We start from the raw sequence: 22,549 nt of genomic DNA, 5'->3' as shown, positions 1-22,549 counted from the left end.
AGAATCGGCGGGCATGGAACACCCGCACCGTTCCTGCACCGGCGAGCGGCGCCGCCTGGCCCACCTGGCGATGGCGATCGCCGCGTCACTAGCCCTCGGCACGGCCCTGGCGCAGGTGCCGCCCACGGCGGACGAGCTGAAGCGCCAGGGTGGCCTGCACCTGGCGGCCCACCGGGGCGACGTGAAGAAGATCCTGGCCCTGACGGCCGCCGGGGCCGCCCTCAACGCCACCGACCCCCATGGCCGCACGCCGCTGCACGTGGCGACCTTCGCCCGGCGGCGCGATTCGATCCAGGCGCTGGCCCAGGCCGGCGCCGACCTGGGCCGGCTGGAGAACGACCGCTACGACGCGGTCACCATCGCGGCCGTGGCCAATGACGAGGAGACTCTGGCCTTGCTGCTGTCCCTGGGCGCCAGCGCCAGGCAGGTCACCAGCCGCTACGACGGCACGGCCCTGATCGCGGCGGCGCACCTCGGGAACGCCGGCGTGGTGCGCCAGCTGATCCGGGCCGGCGCGCCACTGGACCATGTCAACAACCTGCACTGGACGGCGGTGATCGAGGCCATCGTGCTGGGCGACGGCAGCCCCCGCTACCAGGCCACGCTGCAGGCGCTGATCGACGCCGGTGCGAACCTGCAGTTCGCCGACCGCGAGGGCCGCACGCCGCTGCAGCTGGCGCGCTCGCGCGGCTACACGGCCATGGCGGCGATGCTGGAGCAGGCGGGCGCCCGCTGAAGGCTCAGGCGCCCAGCGTCACCCGCGCGAACTTGCGCTTGCCCACCTGCACGACGTAGGTGCCGGCGGCCAGCTTCAGGCCCTTGTCGGCCACCACCGCCGAATCCACCCGCACGCCGCCGCCGTCGACCAGGCGATTGGCCTCGCTGGTCGAGGGCGCCAGGCCGGCCTGCTTGAGCAGCGCGCCGATCTGCAGCGGCGCGCCGGACAGCGCCACCTCCGGGATCTCGTCCGGGATGCCGCCCTTGCTGCGGTTGACGAAGTCCTGCTCGGCGGCGTCCGCGGCCGCGGCGTCATGGAAGCGGGCCGCGATCTCCTTGGCCAGCATCACCTTGGCGTCGCGCGGGTTGCGTCCGCCGGCCACTTCGGCCTTGAGGCGCTCGATGGCGGCTTCGCTCTGGAAGCTCAGCAGGGTGTACCAGCGCCACATCAGCTCGTCGGAGATCGACATCACCTTGGCGAACATGGTGTTGGCGTCCTCGGTGATGCCGATGTAGTTGTTCTTGCTCTTGCTCATCTTCTCGACGCCGTCGAGGCCTTCGAGCAGGGGCATGGTCAGGATGCACTGCGGCTCCTGCCCGTATTCCTGCTGCAGGTGGCGCCCCATCAGCAGGTTGAATTTCTGGTCCGTGCCGCCGAGCTCCAGGTCGCTCTTGAGCGCGACCGAGTCGTAGCCCTGCATGAGCGGGTAGAGGAACTCGTGGATCGAGATCGAGGTGCCAGCCTTGAAGCGCTCGTGGAAGTCGTTGCGCTCCATCATGCGCGCCACCGTGTACTTGGCGGCCAGCTGGATCATGCCGCGCGCGCCCAGCGGGTCGCTCCACTCGCTGTTGTAGCGAAGCTCGGTCTTCGCCGGATCGAGGATGCGGTAGGCCTGCGCGCGGTAGGTCTCGGCATTGGTCTCGATCTGCTCGCGCGTCAGCGGCGGCCGGGTGGTGTTGCGCCCGGAGGGGTCGCCGATCATCGAGGTGAAGTCGCCGATCAGGAAGATGACCGTGTGGCCCAGGTCCTGCAGCTGGCGCATCTTGTTCAGCACCACGGTGTGGCCGACGTGGATGTCCGGTGCGGTCGGGTCAAGGCCCAACTTGATACGAAGTGGTACGCCGGTCGCTTCCGAGCGCGCCAGTTTCTGCAGCCATTCTTCACGCGGAATCAGCTCCTCGCAGCCCCGCAGCGACACCGCCATGGCTTCCTGCACGCGATCGGTGACCGGGAAAGGTTTGGTAACAAGCGCTTGATTCATCACGGTTTTTTACTGATCGGACGGGATGTCACCGTCGCTATACTGGCGCCCGGAAGAGGCGGGGTGATTCTAAAGAGGTGCCCGTTTCGGGGCATTCCGCCTGCCCGCGGCCCGAGGGCACACTGCCGGCACCAACGCCGGCAGGTACACGAACAAGGATCCGAGGATTGAAACGAAACCGCTGGATCAGCGCTGCTGAAGATGCCCTGTCGGCGGCGGCTCGGCGCCTGGAGCACCATCCGCGCAAGCTGACGGCGCTGCTGGCGGCCATCCTGCTCGGTGGCGGGGGCGGCGCCTTCGCGGTCGCCTCCTTCGGTCCCGATCCCGCAGCCCTGCCGGTGCGCGAGGTGCTGGAGGCCGTGGAGCCCCAGGGCCTGAGCGAACAGGCCGAGGCGCTGGACGCCCACGTCTTCAATCTCTATCGCAGCGACCTGGTGCGGGCCTCCGACACGGTGGAATCGCTGCTGGGCCGGCTGGGCATCAGCGACCCGGACGCCGCGGCCTACCTGCGCCGGGACAGCACCGTGCGCACCCAGATGCTGGGCCGGCCGGGCCGCACCGTGCGCGCCGAAGCCACCCCGACCCACAGCCTGGCCCGCCTGACGGCGCGCTGGGTGTCCGACGACTCCGGCAACTTCCGCCGCCTGGTGGTCGAGCGCAACGCCGACGGCCACTTCACCAGCCGGGTGGAATCGGCGCCGCTGTCGGCGTCCGTGCGCCTGGGCAGCGGCACCATCCGCAGCTCGCTCTACGCCGCGGTCGACGAATCGCGCATCCCGGATGAAGTGGCCATGCAGGTGGCCGACATCTTCTCGGCCGAGATCGACTTCCACCGCGGCCTGCGCAAGGGCGACCGCTTCAGCGTGGTCTACGAGGCGCTGGAGGCCGACGGCGAGCCGCTGCGCACCGGGCGCGTGCTGTCGGTCGAATTCGTCAACGCCGGCAAGACCTACCACGCGATGTGGTTCCAGGAGCAGGGCACCAAGGGCGGCTACTACACGCTGGACGGCAAGAGCCTCACCAGCGCCTACCTGGCTTCGCCGATGGAGTTCTCGCGCGTGACCAGCGGCTTCGCCATGCGCTTCCACCCGATCCTGCGCACCATGCGCGCCCACCTGGGCGTCGACTACGGCGCGCCCACCGGCACCCCGGTGCGCACGGTGGGCGACGGCCAGGTCGAGTTCGCCGGCTGGCAGAACGGCTTCGGCAACGTGGTGATCATCAAGCACAACGCCAGCGACCAGACGGTGTACGCGCACCTCAGCCGCATCTACGTCAAGCCGCACCAGAGCGTCGAACAGGGCCAGCGCATCGGCGCCGTCGGCTCCACTGGCTGGGCGACCGGGCCGCACCTGCATTTCGAGTTCCGCAAGAACGGCGCGCAGCAGAACCCGATCCAGGTCGCGAAGCGCAGCCAGGCCTACACGCTCAGCGCGGCGGCCCGGCCTGCCTTCGACAAGCTGGCGCGCTCCATGCGCACGCAACTCGCCGCGGCCTCGCTCGCCACGGTCGCCACCGCGGAGTAAGCGCCGCGCCCGCGGCGGCCCCGCCGCATGCCCGAGCTCTACATCGGCCTGATGTCCGGCACCTCGCTCGACGGGGTCGATGGCGTGCTGGCCGACTTCGCCGGCAGCCTGCAGGTGCGCGCGCATGCCAGTGCCCCCTTCGATCCAGCCCTGAAGGCCGAGCTGCTGGCCCTCAACCGCAGCGGCCCGGACGAGATCCACCGCAGCCAGCTGGCGGCCAACGCGCTGATGCGCGTCTACGCGCAGGTCGTGCGCGAGCTGCTGGCGCGCACCGGTGTCCCGGCCGCCGACGTGCGGGCCATCGGCGCCCATGGCCAGACGGTGCGGCACCGCCCGCAGGCCTTCGACGGCACCGGCTACACGGTCCAACTGGCGCAGCCGGCCCTGCTGGCGGAACTCACCGGGATCACCGTCGTGGCCGACTTCCGCAGCCGCGACGTCGCGGCCGGCGGCCAGGGCGCGCCGCTGGCTCCGTTCTTCCACCGGGCGCTGTTCGCGCGCGAGGGCGAGGCAGTGGGCGTGCTCAACATCGGCGGCATCTCCAACCTCACGGTGCTGCGCCCGGACGGCACGCAGCTCGGCTTCGACTGCGGACCGGGCAACGCGCTGATGGACGCCTGGTGCCAGCGCCACCTGGGCCAGCCCTATGACGCCGAGGGTGCCTGGGCCGCCGGCGCGCCGTTCGATCCGGCGCTGCTGCAGGCGCTGCTCTCCGAGCCCTTCTTCGCCGCGCCGCCGCCCAAGAGCACCGGCCGCGACCTGTTCGACGAAGGCTGGCTGCAGCAGCACCTTTCGCCGTTCCCGGCGCTCACCGCGCAGCAGGTGCAGGCCACCCTGGCCGAACTGACGGCAACCGCCTGCGCCGGCGAGGTGCAGCGGCACGCGCCCGGCCTGCCCCGCCTGTATGCCTGCGGCGGCGGCGCGCTCAACGAGCACCTGATGCGCCGGCTGCAGGCCCTGCTGCCCGCCACCCGGGTGCTGTCCAGCGCCGAGGCCGGGCTGCCGCCGCTGCAGGTGGAGGCGGCCGCCTTCGCCTGGCTGGCCCGCAAGGCCGTGCGGCAGGAAGCGCTGGAGCTCCAAAGCACCACGGGCGCCCTGGGCGCCCGTGTGCTGGGAGGCATCTGGCCGGCCTGAGGCCGGCGCCAACGCTCAGGTGGAGAAGCTGGAGCCGCAGCCGCAGGTGCTGTTGGCGTTCGGGTTCTTGATCACGAACTGGGCGCCCTGCAGGTCTTCCTTGTAGTCGATCTCGGCGCCGACCAGGTACTGGTAGCTCATCGCGTCGATCAGCAGCGAGACGCCGTTCTTGTTCATCACGGTGTCGTCGTCGTTGGCGACTTCATCGAAGGTGAAGCCGTACTGGAAGCCCGAGCAGCCGCCGCCCTGCACGAAGACGCGCAGCTTGAGGTCCGGGTTGCCTTCCTCGGCGATGAGGTCGGCCACCTTGGCCGCTGCGCTGTCCGTGAAGATCAGCGGGGCGGGCATGTCGGTCGCGGTTTCGGCTGCAGCGCTCATGGGATGGTTCCGTAGGGTCGGGTGAAATGCTACGACAGATCGCCCTTCGGCGCCCGTCTAGTGGTTGTTTGCCGCCAGCTTGAGCAAGGGCTTTTCCTCGCCCACCAGAAGCGGCTTCAACTGCCCTGAGATGACGGCGCCCTGGTGCATCTCAAGGGCCCGGTAGGACACGTCGCCCTCGATGTGGGCCTTGGGCTGCAGTTCCAGCAGTTCGCGGGCATGGATGGGGCCGCGGACGGTGCCGTTGACGATGACGTGGTCGGCGTGGATCTCGCCCTGCACCACGGCCGCCTCGGAAATGACCAGCATGCTGGGCTCTTCGGCCAGCGCGCGGATGTCGCCGACCACCTCGCCGTCGACCCGCAGGCCTTCGGTGAACTTGAGGTTGCCTTCGACCCGGGTGCCATGGGCGATCAGGCTCTTGATCGGGGGCTGGGCTTTCTTGCCGAACATCCGTGAACTCCTCGACGGTCGTGCTTGCGTGCTTCAAGCCCCCAGCCGGATGCTCTGCACCGCCCGGGTGGCCGATCCTTCCACCACTTTGGCGGAAACGTTTTGTACCACGGCCTGCTCAGGCAGGTCGATCATTCCTTCCAGGCGGCGGTACTGCCGGAACCGGAGGTCCTGGGCGCCGCCGGGCAGGTCCATGGCCCAGGGCTTGCCGTCGAGCGTGCCGGCCACGGTGAGCTGGAGCTGGCCATGGAATTCAGGCGCATTGCGGGTCGGCTGGATCACCAGCACCTGCCACTTGAGCTGGGCGCCGGCCAGCACCTCGGCCTGCAGGGCCCGGATCGCCAACGCGTTGCCGCGGGCCGGCATCAACTTCTCGAAGAATCCCAGGTCGTCGCGCAGCGAGCGGTTCTCGGCCTCGAGCTGGCGCACCTGGGCGGCCAGCCGTTCCTGCGCGGCGCGCTCGGCAATGATGAGGCTGTCGGAGGTATTGCGGACCGACTGCGCCTGGTCGCGTTCCTGGCGCAGGCGGTCGACCTCGGCGCGCAGCTGCGACAGTTCTTCCTTGGCGTTGCCGTCCAGTCCGGCCAGGTCCTTGCCGAGCTCGAAGGCCCACAGGGCGATGGCCGCGCAGAAACCGAGCACCACGGCAGCCACCACCCAGCGCAGCGGCCAGGGCATGGCACTGCGCACCGCGACACGAGGAGCGCTGATGGTGAGCCGGCGGCGAAGCAGTTTCCAACGCATGAGCTAGGCGCGAAGAATGCCCGAAAACGACAAAGCCGCACAAGAAACACTTGTGCGGCTTTGTAACCCGACGGCAGCAGCAGCTGCCGTGGAGGCGATCAGCGCTTGCTGAACTGCTTGCGGCGGCGGGCGGAGTGCAGGCCCACCTTCTTGCGCTCGACCTCGCGGGCGTCGCGGGTGACGTAGCCGGCAGCCGACAGTTGCGGCTTGAGGGCCGCGTCGTAGTCGATCAGCGCGCGGGTGATGCCGTGGCGCACGGCGCCGGCCTGGCCGGACTCACCGCCGCCGTGCACGTTGACCTGCACGTCGAAGGCCTCGACGTTGCCGGTCAGCACCAGCGGCTGCTTGGCGATCATGATCGAGGTCTGGCGGCCGAAGAACTGCTCGATGTCCTTGCCGTTGACCGTGATCTTGCCGCTGCCCTTCTTGAGGAAGACACGGGCCACGCTGCTCTTGCGGCGGCCGGTGCCGTTGTTCCATTCACCAATCATCGTGGGCTCCTCAGATTTCCAGCGGCTTGGGTTGCTGGGCGCTGTGCGGATGCTCGGCGCCGCCGTACACCTTGAGCTTCTTGATCATGGCGTAGCCGAGCGGGCCCTTGGGCAGCATGCCCTTGACGGCCTTCTCCAGCGCGCGGCCGGGGTGCTTGGCCTGCATGTCGCGGAAGTTCGTGGCGTAGATGCCGCCGGGGTAGCCCGAGTGGCGGTAGTACATCTTGTCCAGTTCCTTCGCGCCGGTGACGCGGAGCTTGCTGGCGTTGATGACGACGATGTAGTCGCCCGTGTCGACGTGAGGCGTGTAGATGGCCTTGTGCTTGCCGCGCAAACGGGCTGCTGCTTCGCTGGCAACACGCCCGAGCACCTTGTCGGTGGCGTCAATCACAAACCACTCGTGCACCACGTCAGCGGGTTTGGCGCTGAACGTTTTCATGTGAGCTTTCGAGAAAGTGGTCTGGTGGGCCCTTTTCCACGGTCGGTGTTCCTCTGCCGGGAACCTCTTAGGTGGGTGCCGACGGCCCGGTGGGCCCTCGTTTCCGCCGCGGGGCCGCTATGGCGCTGCGGAAAAGCCAGAGATTCTATGCCAAATCAAGCACTTACGACAAGGCCGACGGTCGCCGGCAGGTAGGATGCCGGGATGTTCAGCTACCGCCACGCCTTCCACGCCGGCAACCATGCCGACGTGTTCAAGCACCTGGTGCTGGTCGCCATGCTGCGCCACCTGCTGGCCAAGGACACGCCGCTGTGGGTGATCGACACGCACGCCGGCGCCGGGCTGTACCGGCTGGACGGCGACTACGCCGGCACCTCCGGCGAGGCCCAGGACGGCATCGTGAAGCTGGCCGGCGCAGTGGGCGCCCACGACACGCTCGACGGCCAGGCGCTGGCACCCGCCCTGGCCGACTACCTGGACCTGGTGCGTGGCTTCAACCGCCCGGGCGACTGGCGGATCTACCCCGGCTCGCCCTTCATCGTCCAGAAGCTGCTGCGCACCGAGGTGCGCGACAAGCTCAAGCTGCACGAACTGCACCCCAGCGACAGCAAGGCGCTGGCCGGCAACGTGGCCCAGCTCAATGCCGGCCGGCAGGTGAGCGTGGCGCGCGAGGACGGCTTCGAGGCGCTCAAGGCCCTGCTGCCGCCGCCCTCGCGCCGGGCGCTGGTGCTGGTCGATCCCAGCTATGAAATCAAGAGCGACTACGCCAAGGTGCCGGCCGCGCTGCGCGACAGCCTGCAGCGCTTCGCCACCGGCGCCTACGCCGCCTGGTACCCGGTGATCCCGCGCCCGGAGGCGCACGAGCTGCCACGCAAGCTGCGCACGCTGGCCGGCCAGGTGCGCAAGCCCTGGCTGCACGCCACCTTCTCGATCGGGCAGAAGCCCGTGGCCGCCGGCGAGCCGGCCGACACCCGGCAAGGCCTCACCGCCAGCGGCATGTTCGTGGTCAACCCGCCGCACACGCTCAAGCCGGCGCTCGAGGCCGCCCTGCCGCAGTTGCTGCAGGTGCTCGGCCGCGGCCGCGGCAAAGGGCATTCGATCGAAGCCGGCGGCGCCTGAGGCGCGCACCAGGAGGCTCAGCCCGGATCGGGCTCGACCAGCGTCAGCGCGACCCGCTTGACCCCGGGCCCGAGCAGGCCGATCGCCCGAGCGGCGGCATGGCTGAGGTCGATGATGCGCCCGCGCGCATACGGCCCCCGGTCGTTGATCCTGACGATCACCTCGCGGCCATTGACCAGGCTGCGCACCTTCACCCGCGTGCCAAAGGGCAGCGTGGGATGCGCAGCGGTCAGCGCGTTCATGTCGAAGCGCTCGCCGCTGGCGGTGCGCCGGCCATGGAACGGCAGGCCGTACCAGGAGGCCAGGCCGCGCTGGAATGGCTCGTCCGCCGCCGGCGAGGCCGTCTCGGGACCGGATTCCACCCCTGCCGCATCCGGTGCAGTGCCGGGCGGGACGGCGCAGCCCTGCAGCACCGCCGCCACCGCCAGCAGCACCGCTGCCTCTCGCAGCCGCATCCTCACAGCCCCAGCCGCCGGCAGATCTCCAGCGTGGCCTGGGCCTGGTTCATGGTGTAGAAGTGCAGCCCCGGGACGCCCTCGCTCCGCAGCCGCTCGCACAGCGCGGTGACCACGTCCAGGCCGAAGGCCTTGATCGAGGCGCCGTCGTCGCCGAAGCCCTGCAGCCGCAGCCGGATCCAGCGCGGGATCTCGGCGCCGCACGCGTCGGAAAAGCGCAGCAGCTGGGTCGAGCTGGTGATCGGCATGATGCCCGGCACCACCGGCACCTCGATGCCGCGCTTGCGCAGCTCCTCGACGTAGCGCAGGTAAGCATCCGCATTGAAGAAGTACTGCGTGATGCCGGAGTCGGCGCCCGCCTCCACCTTGGCGACGAAGGCCGCCAGGTCGCCTTCCGGCGAGCGGGCCTGCGGGTGCACCTCCGGGTAGGCGGCGACCTCGATGTGGAACTGGCGCCCGGTCTCGCTGCGGATGAAGGCGACCAGGTCGCTGGCGTAGCGGAACTCGCCGCCCAGGCCATAGCCGCTGGGCAGGTCGCCACGCAGGGCGACGATGCGCCGGATGCCGGCCGCCGCATAGGCGGACAGGCGCTCGCGGATGCTGTCGTGCGTCTGGCCGATGCACGACAGGTGCGGCGCCGCCGCGCAGCCCTCGGCCATGATCTCGCGCACCGCCTGCAGCGTGCCCTCCTGGGTGGAGCCGCCGGCGCCGAAGGTGACCGAGCAGAACGCCGGCTTCAGGTCATAGAGCTTCTGCCGCGCCACGCGCAGCTTGTCGGCGCCTTCGTCGGACTTGGGGGGAAAGAATTCGAGGCTGATCGGGAGGGTCATGGGGTCCCCTGCTGCGAAGCGAAAACGAAGAACTCGCGGTTGCCGTCGCCACCGCGGATCGGGCTGTCGAACCAGCCTTGCACCACCAGTCCGCAGCCGACACAGGCGGCGCGGATGCGCTGCTCGACCTCGGCGTACAGCGAAGCATCGCGCACGATGCCGCCCTTGCCGAGCTGGCCCGGCTGCAGTTCGAACTGCGGCTTGACCAGCATCAGCAGGCGCCCGCCCGGCCTGAGCAACGGCGCGAGCGCCGGCAGCACCAGCGTCTGCGAGATGAACGACAGGTCGCCGACGACGAGGTCGAAGCCGGGCTCGACGCCGGCAGCGCGCAGGCGGTCGGCGTCCAGTTCACGGGCGTTGCACTTCTCGATGCACACCACGCGCGGGTCGTCGCGCAGCCGCGGGTGCAACTGCCCGTGGCCGACGTCGACCCCCACCACCTGTGCGGCGCCGCGCTGCAGCAGGCAGTCGGTGAAGCCGCCGGTGGACTGGCCGACGTCGAGGCAGCGCAGGCCGCGCGGATCGAGGCCGGCCGACTGCAGTGCGCCCTCGAGCTTGAGGCCGCCACGCGAGACATAGCGGGTCTCGGCATCGTCGGCCAGCTCCACCTCGGCGGCGTCAGGCACCTCGTCGCCGTTCTTGGCGACGCGGTGCCAGCCGCGCGCATCCTGCCAGCGCATGCCGGCGGCGATCAGGCGCTGGGCCTGCGAGCGCGTGGCGGCAAGGCCGCGTTCGACGAGGAGCTGGTCGGCGCGCATGGCGGATTCCGCTGGATTCCGCGCGTGCGGAAGGACGCGTCCTCAGTACCGGTAGGTATCCGGCTTGTACGGCCCCTGCTTGGGCACGCCGATGTAGCCGGCCTGCTCGTCGCTCAGCTCGGTCAGCTGCGCGCCCAGCTTCTTCAGCTGCAGCCGCGCGACCTTCTCGTCCAGGTGCTTGGGCAGCACGTAGACCTTGCCAACCTCGTAGAAGTCGCTGTGGGTGAACAGCTCGATCTGGGCGATGGTCTGGTTGGCGAAGGAGGAGCTCATCACGTAGCTCGGGTGGCCCGTGCCGCAGCCCAGGTTCACCAGCCGGCCCTTGGCCAGCAGGATGATGCGCTTGCCATCCTCGAAGATCACGTGGTCGACCTGCGGCTTGATCTCTTCCCACTTGCACTTGGCTTCCAGCGACGCGACGTCGATCTCGTTGTCGAAGTGGCCGATGTTGCAGACGATGGCCTGGTCCTTCATCTTCGCCATGTGCGCGTAGGTGATGACCGACTTGTTGCCGGTGGCGGTGACGAAGATGTCGGCCTTGTCGGCGGCGTAGTCCATGGTCACCACGCGGTAGCCTTCCATCGCGGCCTGCAGCGCGCAGATCGGGTCGATCTCGGTCACCCACACCTGGGCCGACAGCGCGCGCAGCGCCTGCGCCGAGCCCTTGCCCACGTCGCCGTAGCCGGCCACCACGGCGACCTTGCCGGCCACCATCACGTCGGTGGCGCGCTTGATGCCGTCCACCAGCGACTCGCGGCAGCCGTACAGGTTGTCGAACTTGCTCTTGGTGACCGAGTCGTTGACGTTGATCGCGCGGAACATCAGCGTGCCCCTGGCCGACATCTCGTTCAGGCGGTGCACGCCGGTAGTGGTCTCCTCGGTCACGCCGATGATCTGGGCGCTCTTGCGCGAGTACCAGGTCGCGTCCTGGGCCAGCTTGGCCTTGATCGCGGCGAACAGCACGCGCTCTTCCTCGCTGCCGGGGTTGGCCAGCACCGACGCGTCGGTCTCGGCGCGCTTGCCCAGGTGCATCAGCAGCGTGGCGTCGCCGCCGTCGTCCAGGATCATGTTGGGGCCTTCGCCCTCGCTGCCCTTGGGCCCGAAGTCGAAGATGCGGTGGGTGTAGTCCCAGTAGTCGGACAGGGACTCGCCCTTGACCGCGAACACCGGCGTGCCGGCCGCGGCGATGGCGGCGGCAGCGTGGTCCTGGGTGGAGAAGATGTTGCACGAGGCCCAGCGCACCTGGGCGCCCAGCGCCTGCAGCGTCTCGATCAGCACCGCGGTCTGGATCGTCATGTGCAGCGAGCCGGTGATGCGCGCGCCCTTGAGCGGCTGGGCCTTGGCGAATTCCTCGCGGATGGCCATCAGGCCGGGCATCTCGGTCTCGGCGATGCGGATTTCCTTGCGGCCCCAGTCGGCCAGCGAGAGGTCGGCGATGACGCAATCCTGCGTCGGCGTGGGCTTGAGAACGGCGTTCATGGGTGCTCCAAAAGCATGTTCGGGATCAACCACGGGCCTGGGGTTCACTCACCGCACAGGACCAGTGGGTGAGCGTCGTTGCGTGTAGGTTCCGAGCCTCACACCGGGCGGTGCTGCAACGCTCCTCGGATGGGGCGGAATTATACGGGCGGGGCACGGCCGGGCTGGCCGTGGGGCAGCCGGGTTGGCGGCGCGCCGGGAGGGCGCGCCGCCCGCCGACTCAGGCGCGCGCGACCTGCGGCTCGACGGTGCGGTCGACCTCGTCCTCGGGGCTGTTGGGCACCCGCTGGAACCAGGTCGCCACCAGTCCGCCGGAGATGTTGTGCCAGACGCTGAAGATGGCGCTGGGCACCGCGGCCAGCGGCGAGAAGTGGGCGGCCGCCAAGGCCGCGCCCAGGCCCGAGTTCTGCATGCCGACCTCGATCGCCAGCGTCTTGCGCTTGGCGATGCTGCGGCCGGTCAGCTTGCCCAGCCAGTAGCCCAGCAGCAGGCCCAGGCCGTTGTGCAGCACCACCACCGCGAAGATCAGCGCGCCGCTGGTGGCGATCTTGGGCTGGTTGGCGGCCACCACGGCCGCGACGATCGCCACGATCGCGACCACCGACACCAGCGGCAGCACGCCGATCGCGACCTTCACCTTCTCGCGCAGCAGCGACTGCGCCGCGATGCCCAACGCGATGGGCAGCACCACCACTTGCACGATGGACCAGAACATGGCCATGGCGCTCACTTCCAGCCACTCGCTCGCCAGCAGGTAGATCAGGGCCGGCGTGACCACCGGCGCCAGCAGCGTCGTGACCGAGGTGATCGCCACCGACAGCGCGACGTCACCGCGGCCAAGGAAGGTCATGACGTTGGAGGCGGTGCCACCGGGGCAGCAGCCGACCAGGATCACCCCGACCGCGATCTCTGGCGGCAGCTGCAGGACCTGGCACAGCAGCCATGCGAGGCCCGGCATGATGAGGAATTGGCCCAGCACGCCGATCAGCACGTCGACCGGGCGCCGGAAGACCTCGCGGAAGTCGTCCTTGGACAGGGTCAGCCCCATGCCGAACATGATGATGCCCAGCAGCGGGACGATCCAGGCGGCGATCCAGCGGAACTGTGCGGGGGCGAAGAAGGCGCGAAGAAGGCGAGCACTGCGAACAGCAGCACCCAGACGGCAAAGGTCTTGCCGACGAACTGGCTCAGGCGGACGAGGGCCTGCATGGGCGGGATTCCTTGCGAAGTGGCGAAACGGCGATGAAGCCGGCGCCCCGCGCGGGCCGGGTGCGGTCACGTGCAGGTGAACGTCGGTCGGGTGCGGCGCGAGTCCGCGGCCCTGGCCGCCGGGTAGGCGGCGACCCTGCCGTCGTGGACGGCGCGCTGGGCAGGTGCAGCCGGGTGGGCGCAACCTAGGGTTTACCCTGATTCTAGGAAGCCGACCAAAACCTACGGGCAGCGGCGGGTATTCGTCGGGCCGGACCTGCGCCCCGCGGACGGCGGCGAACCGCTACAAACGGGCATGGCCGCCACCGCTTTCCCCACGCCCCCCATCGAACCCATGCTCGCCAAGGTCGCCGACGAGCTGCCGGCCGGCGAGGGCTTCCTGTTCGAGCCCAAGTGGGACGGCTTCCGCGCCCTGGTCTTCCGCAACGCCGACGGCGTGCACATCCAGAGCCGCGACCTCAAGCCGCTGAACCGTTACTTCCCCGAGCTGGAGAAGGTGCTGGCCGAGCAGCTGCCCAAGGGCTGCATCGTGGACGGCGAGGTGGTAGTGGCCGGGCCCAAAGGGCTGGACTTCGACGCGCTGCAGCAGCGCATCCACCCGGCCGCGTCGCGCATCGCCCGGCTCGCCAAGGAAACGCCGGCCGGCTTCGTCGCCTTCGACCTGCTCGCGGCCGGCGGCAAGCCGATCATGGAGTTGCCGCAGCAGGAACGCCGCACCCGGCTGGAACGGCTGCTCGGTTCGGCCCGGCCGCCGCTGTACCTGACCCCGGTGACCACCGACCGCGAGCAGGCGCAACAGTGGCTGCAGCACTTCGAGGGCGCCGGGCTGGACGGCGTGATCGCCAAGCCCGCCAACACGCCCTACCAGCCGGCCAAGCGGGCCATGTTCAAGATCAAGCACGCGCGCAGCGCCGACTGCGTGGTCGCCGGCTTCCGCTGGTACAAGGACACGGACGACGCGGTCGGTTCGCTGCTGCTCGGCCTGTTCGACGACGCCGGCGTGCTGCAGCACGTCGGCGTGACCTCCTCCTTCACCATGGACGCGCGCCGGCAACTGGCGCAGGAGCTGGCGCCGCTGCGCGAGAACGCGATGGAGGGCCATCCCTGGCGCGACTGGGCACAGGCGAGCGCCGGCGATGCCGACCGCATGCCGGGCGCGAAGTCGCGCTGGAGCGGCGGCAAGGACCTGAGCTGGGAGCCGCTGAGGCCCGAGCGCGTTTGCGAGGTGAAGTACGACCATCTGCAGGGCGACCGCTTCCGGCACGCCACCACCTTCCTGCGCTGGCGGCCGGACAAGCCGCCGCAGGAGTGCCGGTATGACCAGCTGGAGGTGGCGACGCCGTTCGAGTTGAAGGACGTCCTGGGAGGCGGGAGCGCGGGATTCCCGCCTTCGCAGGGATGAGGGCTTGCCTTTAGCATCTGCGCATGAGCGAGAAGCAAGCGTTCCTGCGGCCCGCGTCCGCCGGCGCACATTACGTGCACCCCAGCTCGCCGGCCGGGGGCTGCGGGCCGGGCCCTTCGCGGGCGGTGTGCATGCTCACGGCCGACCCGGCGGCCCTGCAGCCGCACGTGCGATCCCCCGCCGCGCGGCAGCACGACTGGCAGTCGGTGCCCTCGCAGTTCCAGCGGCTGCTGCACCAGGAAGACCGGCTCAAGGCCCGGGCCGCCAAGGCGCAGACGCTGCAGGAACTGCACGGGGTCGCGCTGCAGGTCGCCGCGCTGCGGCTGGAATACCAGCGCGCCCGCATGCTGCAGGCGCCGGAGCCGGCGGGCAACTCGCTGCGCGAGGAAATCCGCAAGGTGATCGCGATCCCCTTCGGCCGCTACAAGGATGCGGTGGCCACCGGCCTCGAAATCGCCGACGGAGGCCTTCCCGCCTTCGTCGAGAAGAAGATCGCCGACGCCTACTTCGACCTGTGCAACAAGATGGTCGAGAAGGTGTGCGGCGAGCTCGCCTCCAAGGCCCTGTCCGCCTTCAAGGAAGGGAACATGAGCGGGATCCAGGCCGCGGTCGAGGCCGCCGCCAAGGACATGCTCGCCTTCATGAAGTCGCACGACGACGAGCTGGTCCGCGCCATCTCCATCGCGGCCGGCGTCCCTGCGCGGGACGTGCGGCGCTGGCTCAAGGCGGTGCTCGCCAAGGGCGCCTCCTTCGCCGACCGCCTGGCCGCCTCCCCCTGGGCGGCCGTCGTCCGCCTACTGCTGACGCCCAGTGGCGGCGGCCAGCACGAGAAGGCGGAGATGGAGCTCGCGTTCCGGAGGATGCACGAAGCGCTCTCGCTGCGGCTGGGCGAACTCCTGCCCGAAGTGCGCGTCGAGGCCGCCGACCTGCTGAAGCCAGTGCCCAAGACCGCGTCCGGACCGGCCTTGCGCCAGGGCTGATCGGGCGGGCGGGCTCCTAGCGCGCCTGGGCCTCGATCGCCCGCCGCCGGTCGCGCATCGAGCTCTCCGAGCGGCGGAACTGCACCATAGGCAGCGGCTGCGCAGTGGCCGCCTTCGCCCTGGCGACCCGGGCCGAGAAATCGAGGATGCTCCGGAAGGTCGAACCGACCGTCGAGGCGTCATCGTCGAAAGCGCCGTGCTCGCGCGCCTGCGACAGGTCGGCGCCGTCCGGCGCGACGACCAGCTCGTGCGGGCCGGTCAGCAGGCCCCGCAGCTCGTCGTCCAGGAACTTCTCCATCCCCAGCAGCGGCACGCCGTCGCGGAAGCCCGGAATGTGCGGCTGCGCCTCGAAGGCGTTGGACACCAGGTACAGCAGCGACTTGTTGTAGATGTGGGCGCAGTGGTCGTCCTGCTCGGCCTTGTCGCTCAGCACGTACAACGCGAAGCGGCTGATTCCCTTGGCCTGCAGCGCTGGCCGATAGTGGTCCTCGAACAGCTGCAGGGTGCAGGCCGGCGCCCACAGCGTGCAGGTCGCCACCGTGATGCCGGCGGCGTTGAGCCGGGTAAGCAGCGGTGCCAGCAGGATGGAGCCGGCGCTGTGCCCGACCAGGTGCACCTCGATCGGCCCGTGCGCCTGCTGCAGCGCGGCCAGGTGCTTCAACACCGCCAGGCCCGCCCCGCCAGCGCGGCTGGCCAGCAGCGCGTTCTCCTTCATCTCGTCCCACGCGGCCTTGCCGCCGAGCACGCGGGCCAGCGGTTCCAGCGCGTCGTCCAGGCGATCCAGCATGAAGTCCTTGGCGGCATCGAGCACGCCTTCCGGGCGCCGCCGCCGCACCGCGTCCTGCAGCAGGTTGGTCATGGTGGTCCACCAGTCGGTCTTCCAGATCAGGGCCAGCGGATACACCTCGCCCTCCAGCAGCGCCGGCCGGTAGTCGGCCAGGCGCTGCACCGCCGACTCCTCGCTCACCAGCCCGCCGTGCGCGTACAGCAGGATGCGGCGTCGGCCCCAGCCCTGGGTCACCCGCGGGATGTCCTCGCGGAAGATCTGCGCCAGACCGGCCTCCGTCGTGCCGTAGTCGCCGCCGGGGCGCAGCTTGCCGTCGTTGCCGATGGCGACGATGTGCGGCCGCAGGTCGGCATAGGCGTAGGCGACCGATTGCCGTGCCGCCGCCGAATGCGCGGTGGCGGTCGACTCCGCGCTGCGCAGGGTGACCGGTGCGCCCAGCCGCGCGACCCAGACGTCGGTGCCGTTGCGCAGCCAGTCGTCGTAGCTGATGCGGGCGAAGCCGCCGCTGCCCCAGTCCAGGCCCCAGGAGTTCTGGATCCAGAAGCCCTGGTCGTCGTAGGCCACGATGGCGAAGGCGTGGCCACCCAGCACCCGGTCCGACAGCGGCACGGCGCCGTCCTCGCCGACCTCGTCCCAGCCCGCGTGCACCAGCGCCGTCGCATACAGGATGCCGACCTCGGCCAGCGCCGAGTGCATGGCGACGATGTCCTTGTGGTTGACGCGGTAGTAGGCACCCAGCGGCCGCCGCCGCGCCTCGGCGGTGCGCTGCTCGGTCAGTTCCAGCCCGCGGTCCTTACCGCTCGAGGGATACAACTCCTCGGGGCAGACGCCGTGCTTGTGCCAGCCCTTCATCGCGCCGCGCGCGCTGGAGCCCTCATAGGCCTCGCCCGGCCATTCGTCGTAGCGCCGCGCCAGGTGGTACAGCATGCGCGCGCTGACCGGCACCGGATCGGGAACCACCCGCCGCTGCAGCAGCAGGTAGTTGCACACGGTGGCCAGGCCGTAGCCGGTGCAGGCGCCTTCCCGGCCCTGGTCCAGGATGGGCACGCCGACATCCAGGTAGTCGCCCAGCGGGATGTGCGTCGGCACCTCCACCAGCGTGGGCACGAACATGCGGTCGCGGAAGTCCAGCGTGTCGGGCCGCACGTCGAGCCGGCGCGCCGGCTTGGCCTTGTTCTTGGCCGGTGCGGGTGCGCCGGTGCGCGTGTCCGTCCGCCGAGACGGTGCCAGTTCGCGCACGGCCTCGGCGCCGCGATCCAGCGGGTTGGCCGTGGGCGCAGCGCCTGCCGCACCCGCCGGAACCGCTGCCGGGAACACCGGTGCCAGCACCTGCAGTCCCAGCTCGTAGAAGCGGCGGCGCTCCTCCAGCCCGTTGGTGCCGCCGTTGATGCGGCGCGTGATCGCGTCGAAGTTGCCCGCGTCGGCCAACGCATTGAGGCCGTTGCGTTCCCAGAACAGGGCCGCCGTCTTGAAGCCGACCTCCGGCGTGGCGGCCAGGTCCGGGTCGCCCTCCAGGTCGATCTGCAGCAGCGCGCCGAACGCCGCGTAGTTGGCGCGGCCGGTGAGCTGGATCGGCCCGCGGCCCCGGTAACGGTAGCCGTCGCCCTCCTGGACGTTGCCCAGGCGCCGGGCCAGCGCGCCCGGCGGTTCGTAGCGCCGCTGGGCCTCGGTCGGGCCCCACAACTCCTGCAGGTAGCGGAACTGCCCCGACTCGTGCGCCAGCTGCGCGATGAAGGCGGCGGCGCGCCGCAGGCTGCGATCGATCCCGAACTGCGACATGGCCGCCGCCAGCAGCGGCGTGAAGGCCCGCAGGCGCTGCCGCGACGCCTGCCGCATGACCTGTTCCAGATGGCTGGTTTCCAGCATGGTCCTCTCCCTGTGTGCGTGACGAACGCCCGCACGGCGAGAGGAGCCTTGTCGACCACCCGGACTGCGGGCGACAGCGCATCGAGGAAGGACACCCGGCATGCAGGCTTCCCGGCCGCGCGCGGTCGCACGCGGCTGGCCGGCACCATGCCGCCGGCCAGCGGGCCTGTCAATGCGCAGGCAGGGAGAGCCGGCTCACAAGGCGTTGACCGGGATCTTCAGGTACGCGACCCCGTTCGACTCCGCGGGCGGCAACTGGCCGGCGCGGATGTTCACCTGCACGGCCGGCAGGATCAGCAGCGGCATGCCCAGCGTCGTATCCCGCTGGGTGCGCATGGCCACGAATTCGGCCTCGCCGACGCCGTCGCGCACGTGGATGTTGCCGGCCCGCTGCGCGGCCACCGTGGTTTCCCAGGCCGCCTCCCGCCCGCCCGGCGGGTAGTCGTGGCACATGAACAGGCGCGTGGCCGGCGGCAGGTCCAGCAGGCGGCGGATCGAGCCGTAGAGCGTGGTCGCGTCGCCGCCGGGGAAGTCGCAGCGCGCCGTGCCCACGTCCGGCATGAACAGCGTGTCGCCCACGAACACCGCATCGCCGAAGCGGTACGCGAGGTCGGCCGGCGTGTGGCCCGGCACGTGCAGCACATGGCCCACCAGCCGGCCTATGCGCAGCTCGTCGCCGTCGGCCAACAGGCGGTCGAACTGCGAGCCGTCGGTGCGGAACTCCGGCTCCAGGTTGAAGATGCCCTTGAACACGCGCTGCACGGTGGCGATGTGCTCGCCGATGGCGGTGCGGCCGCCCAGCGCTTCCTTCAGGTACGGGGCCGCCGTCAGGTGGTCGGCGTGCGCGTGGGTCTCCAGGATCCACTCCACCCGCAGCTCGTTGGACCGCACGAATTCGACCAGCCGGTCCGCCGACGCGGTCCCCGTGCGGCCCGAGCGGGGTTCGTAGTCCAGCACCGGATCGATGATGGCGCAGGGCGAGCCGGGACCGTCGTGCACCACGTAGCTCACCGTCCCGGTGGACGGGTCGAAGTCGGCATGTACCGCTGGAGTCATGGTTGAAGGGTTTGGGTTAACGTGGATGGGGCCGGCGATGCGGTGCACGCCTTGTACCAGCAAGTCCGGCCCCCGATGGCAAGAACCATGACGATCGACTGGCTCCATTTCACGCCCTGGCTGTCGCTGGCCGGCGGCCTCCTGATCGGCGGCGCGGCCGCCCTCTTCATCCTGCTCAACGGACGGGTGCTGGGCATCAGCGGCATCCTCGGCGGCCTGCTGGCGCGCCGGCCGGGCGATGCCGGCTGGCGCATCGCGTTCCTGCTGGGGCTGGCGGCCGCGCCTGCCACCTTCTGGCTGGCGGCGCCGGCCGGATTCCTGGCCGAGCCCCGCATCGAGGCCGGCTGGGGCACGCTGGTCCTGGCCGGGTTGCTGGTCGGCTTCGGCACCCGCTACGGCTCGGGCTGCACCAGCGGCCACGGGGTCTGCGGCATCTCGCGCCTGTCGCCCCGTTCGCTGGTCGCCACGGCCGCGTTCATGGCTGCCGGCTTCCTCACGGTCTACCTGCTGCGCCACGTTTGAAGGAGGCCCGACGTCCATGAACCGCCTCATCGAATTCGCCATCGGCCTGCTGTTCGGCTGGGGCCTGCTGCTGTCCGGCATGACCGACCCCGGCAAGGTGCAGGGCTTCCTCGACCTGGCCGGCGCCTGGGATCCCTCGCTCGCCTTCGTGATGGGCGGCGCCGTGCTGGTCGGCTTCTTCGCGTTCGCGCTGGCAGCCCGCCGCAGCCGCAGCTTCCTGGGCCACCCCTTCCAGCTGCCGGCCGCGCGCGAGATCGACCGGCCGCTGGTGCTGGGCGCGCTGATCTTCGGCGTGGGCTGGGGCCTGGCCGGCTTCTGCCCGGGGCCGGCGCTGGTGGCGACCGCGGCCGGCTACCCCGAGGCGCTGGTGTTCGTGGCGGCCATGCTGGCGGGCATGGCGGCCTTCGAGGGCCTGGGCCGCCTCAGAGGCCGCGCGCTCACCGCGGACCCGGCTTCCTGAGCTTGGGCGACGGCTTGTCGGCGGCGGCGATCGGCTGCCGCTGCGCCTTGCGCGCCGACGGCGGCGCCCGCGGCGGTTCGCCGGCCTGCTTGCGGTAGTGCGGCGGCCAGGGCGCGTCGCCCTGCCCTTCGCGCTCCTGCCGCGCCGACAACTCCAGCAGCGACTCGAGCGAGCCGGCCGCCTCGTCGATGCCCGCATGCGGATCGCCGATCCTCTGCAGCCGGGCCGGAACCGTTCGCAGCGTGAAGTCGGCCGGATCGCACACCTGCAGCTCGTCCCAGCCCACCGGCGTGGACACCCGCGCATCCGGCCGCGGCCGCACCGAATACGCCGAGGCCACGGTGCGGTCCTTGGCGTTCTGGTTGTAGTCCACGAACACGCCGTGGCGCTGCTCCTTCCACCACTGCGCGGTCGCCAGCTGCGGCGCCCGCCGCTCGACCTCGCGCGCCAGCGCCAAGGCGGCGCGGCGCACGTGGTCGAAGGACCAGCGGCGCTCGATCCGCACCAGCACGTGGATGCCGCGCGATCCCGAGGTCTTGGGCCAGCCCACCAGCCCGTGCTCGCGCAGTACCTCGCGCGCCAGCGCCGCCACCTCGCGGATCTGCGGCCACTCGACGCCCGGCACCGGGTCCAGGTCCACCCGCAGCTCGTCGGGGTGCTCCAGGTCCTCGGCCCGCACCGGGTGCGGGTGCAGCTCGATGCAGCCCAGGTTGGCCATCCAGGCCAGCGTGGCGGCGTCGCGCGGCACCACTTCCTCGGCCGTCCGGCCGGAGGGGAAGTGGATGGTGCTGACCTCCACCCAGGGCGGCCGGCCGGCTGGCGCCCGCTTCTGGAAGAAGGATTCGCCGGCGATGCCGTCCGGGTAGCGCTTGAGCACGCAGGGCCGGCCACCGGCGCCGCGCAGCGCGCCTTCGGCGACCGCCACGTAGTACTGCACGAGGTCCAGCTTGCTGATCCCCGCCTGCGGGAACAGCAGCTTGCCCGGATTGCTGATCGTGACTTCGTGCCCGCCGGCGGCGAGTACGGCGCCCTGGGATGCCGCAGCCATCGGCCCACCATAGACCCATCGGCGACAATACGGGTCCCGCCGAAACGCTTTGCAGCTCATCGGCCGCGTCGTCCGAAAGCCGTCCTTCCCCCGTGTCCGCATCGCCCTTTGCCGCCGAGACCCGGCGCCGCCGCACCTTCGCCATCATTTCCCACCCCGACGCGGGCAAGACCACGCTGACGGAAAAGCTGCTGCTGTTCTCCGGCGCGATCCAGATCGCCGGCGCGGTGAAGGGGCGCAAGGCCTCGCGGCACGCCACCAGCGACTGGATGGAGATCGAGAAGCAGCGCGGCATCTCGGTGGCCAGCTCGGTGATGCAGATGGTCTACCGCGACCACGTGATCAACCTGCTGGACACGCCCGGCCACAAGGACTTCTCGGAGGACACCTACCGGGTGCTGACGGCGGTGGACTCGGCGCTGATGGTGATCGACGCCGCCAACGGCGTGGAGGCGCAGACCCGCCGCCTGATTGAGGTCTGCCGCCAGCGCAACACGCCCATCATCACCTTCGTCAACAAGATGGACCGCGAGGTGCGCGAGCCGCTGGACATCCTGGACGAGGTCGAGCGCGAGCTGGGCATGCCCTGCGTGCCCATGACCTGGCCGGTCGGCAAGGGCAAGAGCTTCGGCGGCATCATGAACCTGCGCACCGACGCGATGACGGTGTTCGAGGCCGGCAGCGAGCGCCGGCCGCAGGACTTCGAGACCATCCCGCTGGGCGACACCGACACGCTGCGCAAGCGCTTCGGCACCGAGTACGAGGCCGCCGCCGAGAGCATGGAGCTGGCGGCCGGCGCCTCGCCCGAGTGGGACCACCAGGCCTTCCTGGATGCGAAGCAGACCCCGGTGTTCTTCGGCTCCGGCGTCAACAACTTCGGCGTGATGGAGGTGCTGGACGCGCTGGTGGACTTGGCGCCGCCGCCGCAGCCGCGCACCAGCTCGCTGACCGTCAACAGGCAGGTGGTCGAGAAGACCGTGCAGCCGGACGAGCCCAACTTCGCCGGCGTGGTGTTCAAGGTGCAGGCCAACATGGATGCCAACCACCGCGACCGCATCGCCTTCGTGCGCATGGCCTCCGGCAAGTACACGCCTGGCATGAAGCTGAAGGTGCAGCGCACCGCCAAGGAGCTGCGGCCCACCTCGGTGGTCACCTTCCTGTCGCAGCGGCGCGAGGCGGTGGACGAGGCCTATGCAGGCGACATCATCGGCTTCACCACCCACGGCGGCGTGCAGCTGGGCGACACCATCACTGATGGGAGTGTCAGCCTGCAATACACCGGCCTGCCCTTCTTCGCGCCGGAGCTGTTCCAGGTGGTGGTGCTGAAGAACCCGCTGCGCACCAAGCAGTTGCAGCAGGGCCTGGCCCAGCTGGGTGAGGAAGGCGCCATCCAGGTGTTCCGCCCGGAGATCGGTGGGCCCATGCTGCTGGGCG

22 protein-coding genes, 1 pseudogene and 1 riboswitch are annotated in these 22,549 nt (G+C 70.4%); of the genes and pseudogenes, 9 read left to right on the top strand and 14 right to left on the bottom strand.

The window, feature by feature from the left end; genetic code table 11:
- Positions 1–13: 13 nt before the first annotated feature.
- The gene (locus VEC03_RS07785; RefSeq protein WP_324914158.1) at positions 14–736 is read left to right on the top strand and encodes an ankyrin repeat domain-containing protein; all 723 of its coding nucleotides are present in this window, start codon (positions 14–16) and stop codon (positions 734–736) included.
- A 4-nt stretch (positions 737–740) separates the two neighbouring features.
- Here the strand turns inward: VEC03_RS07785 and tyrS are convergent, their stop codons facing one another.
- Positions 741–1,979, bottom strand: coding sequence for a tyrosine--tRNA ligase (tyrS, locus tag VEC03_RS07780; protein WP_324914157.1), 1,239 nt, complete (start codon positions 1,977–1,979; stop codon positions 741–743).
- A 167-nt stretch (positions 1,980–2,146) separates the two neighbouring features.
- On the opposite strand from tyrS, the gene VEC03_RS07775 reads away from it, so the two are divergent.
- Both VEC03_RS07775 and VEC03_RS07770 read left to right on the top strand, forming a co-directional pair.
- The gene (locus VEC03_RS07775; protein ID WP_324914156.1) at positions 2,147–3,505 is read left to right on the top strand and encodes a M23 family metallopeptidase; all 1,359 of its coding nucleotides are present in this window, start codon (positions 2,147–2,149) and stop codon (positions 3,503–3,505) included.
- A 27-nt stretch (positions 3,506–3,532) separates the two neighbouring features.
- On the top strand, positions 3,533–4,639 hold the full coding sequence (locus VEC03_RS07770) for an anhydro-N-acetylmuramic acid kinase (protein ID WP_324914154.1): 1,107 nt from the start codon (positions 3,533–3,535) through the stop codon (positions 4,637–4,639).
- 15 nt (positions 4,640–4,654) lie between these two features.
- On the opposite strand, the gene erpA is transcribed toward VEC03_RS07770, so the two are convergent.
- The 5 genes from erpA to rplM form a co-directional block, all read right to left on the bottom strand.
- Entirely contained in the window at positions 4,655–5,017 is a 363-nt protein-coding gene (gene erpA, locus VEC03_RS07765) for an iron-sulfur cluster insertion protein ErpA (RefSeq protein WP_324914153.1), read from the bottom strand.
- 57 nt (positions 5,018–5,074) lie between these two features.
- Positions 5,075–5,470 (bottom strand): polymer-forming cytoskeletal protein, encoded by a 396-nt coding sequence (locus VEC03_RS07760; RefSeq protein WP_324914152.1) that lies wholly within the window; start codon positions 5,468–5,470, stop codon positions 5,075–5,077.
- Positions 5,471–5,503: 33 nt separating this feature from the next.
- Positions 5,504–6,214 (bottom strand): DUF6776 family protein, encoded by a 711-nt coding sequence (locus tag VEC03_RS07755; RefSeq protein ID WP_324914150.1) that lies wholly within the window; start codon positions 6,212–6,214, stop codon positions 5,504–5,506.
- 98 nt (positions 6,215–6,312) lie between these two features.
- A complete protein-coding gene (rpsI, locus tag VEC03_RS07750) occupies positions 6,313–6,705 on the bottom strand; it encodes a 30S ribosomal protein S9 (RefSeq protein ID WP_324914149.1) in 393 nt (130 codons plus the stop codon).
- Between the two features lie 10 nt (positions 6,706–6,715).
- A complete protein-coding gene (rplM, locus tag VEC03_RS07745) occupies positions 6,716–7,144 on the bottom strand; it encodes a 50S ribosomal protein L13 (RefSeq protein ID WP_324914148.1) in 429 nt (142 codons plus the stop codon).
- A gap of 204 nt (positions 7,145–7,348) precedes the next feature.
- Between rplM and VEC03_RS07740 the strand changes: the two genes are divergently transcribed.
- Positions 7,349–8,263 (top strand): 23S rRNA (adenine(2030)-N(6))-methyltransferase RlmJ, encoded by a 915-nt coding sequence (locus VEC03_RS07740; protein ID WP_324914146.1) that lies wholly within the window; start codon positions 7,349–7,351, stop codon positions 8,261–8,263.
- Positions 8,264–8,280: 17 nt separating this feature from the next.
- On the opposite strand, the gene VEC03_RS07735 is transcribed toward VEC03_RS07740, so the two are convergent.
- The 5 genes and pseudogenes from VEC03_RS07735 to VEC03_RS07715 all read right to left on the bottom strand — a co-directional run bounded on the left by VEC03_RS07735 (position 8,281) and on the right by VEC03_RS07715 (position 12,994).
- On the bottom strand, positions 8,281–8,718 hold the full coding sequence (locus tag VEC03_RS07735) for a septal ring lytic transglycosylase RlpA family protein (protein ID WP_324914145.1): 438 nt from the start codon (positions 8,716–8,718) through the stop codon (positions 8,281–8,283).
- Between the two features lie 2 nt (positions 8,719–8,720).
- The gene (gene metF / locus VEC03_RS07730; protein WP_324914144.1) at positions 8,721–9,548 is read right to left on the bottom strand and encodes a methylenetetrahydrofolate reductase [NAD(P)H]; all 828 of its coding nucleotides are present in this window, start codon (positions 9,546–9,548) and stop codon (positions 8,721–8,723) included.
- Positions 9,545–10,306 (bottom strand): TlyA family RNA methyltransferase, encoded by a 762-nt coding sequence (locus VEC03_RS07725; RefSeq protein ID WP_324914142.1) that lies wholly within the window; start codon positions 10,304–10,306, stop codon positions 9,545–9,547. The genes metF and VEC03_RS07725 overlap by 4 nt, the downstream gene beginning before the upstream one ends.
- A gap of 42 nt (positions 10,307–10,348) precedes the next feature.
- Positions 10,349–11,785 (bottom strand): adenosylhomocysteinase, encoded by a 1,437-nt coding sequence (ahcY, locus tag VEC03_RS07720; RefSeq protein ID WP_324914141.1) that lies wholly within the window; start codon positions 11,783–11,785, stop codon positions 10,349–10,351.
- A 63-nt stretch (positions 11,786–11,848) separates the two neighbouring features.
- Positions 11,849–11,918, bottom strand: a riboswitch (S-adenosyl-L-homocysteine riboswitch).
- Positions 11,919–12,005: 87 nt separating this feature from the next.
- Positions 12,006–12,994, bottom strand: a pseudogene (locus VEC03_RS07715) (bile acid:sodium symporter family protein).
- Between the two features lie 295 nt (positions 12,995–13,289).
- Here VEC03_RS07715 and VEC03_RS07705 point away from each other — a divergent pair.
- Together VEC03_RS07705 and VEC03_RS07700 are read left to right on the top strand one after the other, a co-directional pair.
- Complete coding sequence (locus VEC03_RS07705) at positions 13,290–14,396, top strand: ATP-dependent DNA ligase (protein WP_324914137.1); 1,107 nt, start codon at positions 13,290–13,292, stop codon at positions 14,394–14,396.
- Positions 14,397–14,419: 23 nt separating this feature from the next.
- Positions 14,420–15,376 carry a hypothetical protein gene (locus tag VEC03_RS07700; RefSeq protein ID WP_324914136.1) on the top strand — a complete coding sequence of 319 codons (957 nt, stop codon included), beginning with the start codon at positions 14,420–14,422 and terminating at the stop codon, positions 15,374–15,376.
- A 16-nt stretch (positions 15,377–15,392) separates the two neighbouring features.
- On the opposite strand, the gene VEC03_RS07695 is transcribed toward VEC03_RS07700, so the two are convergent.
- Both VEC03_RS07695 and VEC03_RS07690 read right to left on the bottom strand, forming a co-directional pair.
- Entirely contained in the window at positions 15,393–18,029 is a 2,637-nt protein-coding gene (locus VEC03_RS07695; protein ID WP_324914134.1) for a glycoside hydrolase family 19 protein, read from the bottom strand.
- A gap of 195 nt (positions 18,030–18,224) precedes the next feature.
- Positions 18,225–19,085, bottom strand: coding sequence for an MBL fold metallo-hydrolase (locus VEC03_RS07690; protein WP_324914133.1), 861 nt, complete (start codon positions 19,083–19,085; stop codon positions 18,225–18,227).
- Between the two features lie 87 nt (positions 19,086–19,172).
- Between VEC03_RS07690 and VEC03_RS07685 the strand changes: the two genes are divergently transcribed.
- The gene (locus VEC03_RS07685; RefSeq protein WP_324914132.1) at positions 19,173–19,607 is read left to right on the top strand and encodes a YeeE/YedE family protein; all 435 of its coding nucleotides are present in this window, start codon (positions 19,173–19,175) and stop codon (positions 19,605–19,607) included.
- Between the two features lie 16 nt (positions 19,608–19,623).
- On the top strand, positions 19,624–20,067 hold the full coding sequence (locus VEC03_RS07680) for a DUF6691 family protein (RefSeq protein ID WP_324914130.1): 444 nt from the start codon (positions 19,624–19,626) through the stop codon (positions 20,065–20,067).
- On the opposite strand, the gene ligD is transcribed toward VEC03_RS07680, so the two are convergent.
- The gene (ligD, locus tag VEC03_RS07675; protein ID WP_324914129.1) at positions 20,045–21,115 is read right to left on the bottom strand and encodes a non-homologous end-joining DNA ligase; all 1,071 of its coding nucleotides are present in this window, start codon (positions 21,113–21,115) and stop codon (positions 20,045–20,047) included. The two genes, VEC03_RS07680 and ligD, sit on opposite strands and share 23 nt — an antisense overlap.
- Before the next feature lie 92 nt (positions 21,116–21,207).
- On the opposite strand from ligD, the gene VEC03_RS07670 reads away from it, so the two are divergent.
- Positions 21,208–22,549 (top strand): peptide chain release factor 3 (locus tag VEC03_RS07670; protein ID WP_324914127.1); only part of this gene is annotated, 1,342 nt, incomplete at its 3' end.

The organism is Ramlibacter sp., assembly GCF_035627355.1.
GTDB lineage: Bacteria > Pseudomonadota > Gammaproteobacteria > Burkholderiales > Burkholderiaceae_C > Ramlibacter.
Note: the sequence above shows the minus strand (reverse complement) of the source record. Positions and strands in the feature narration are given on the sequence as shown.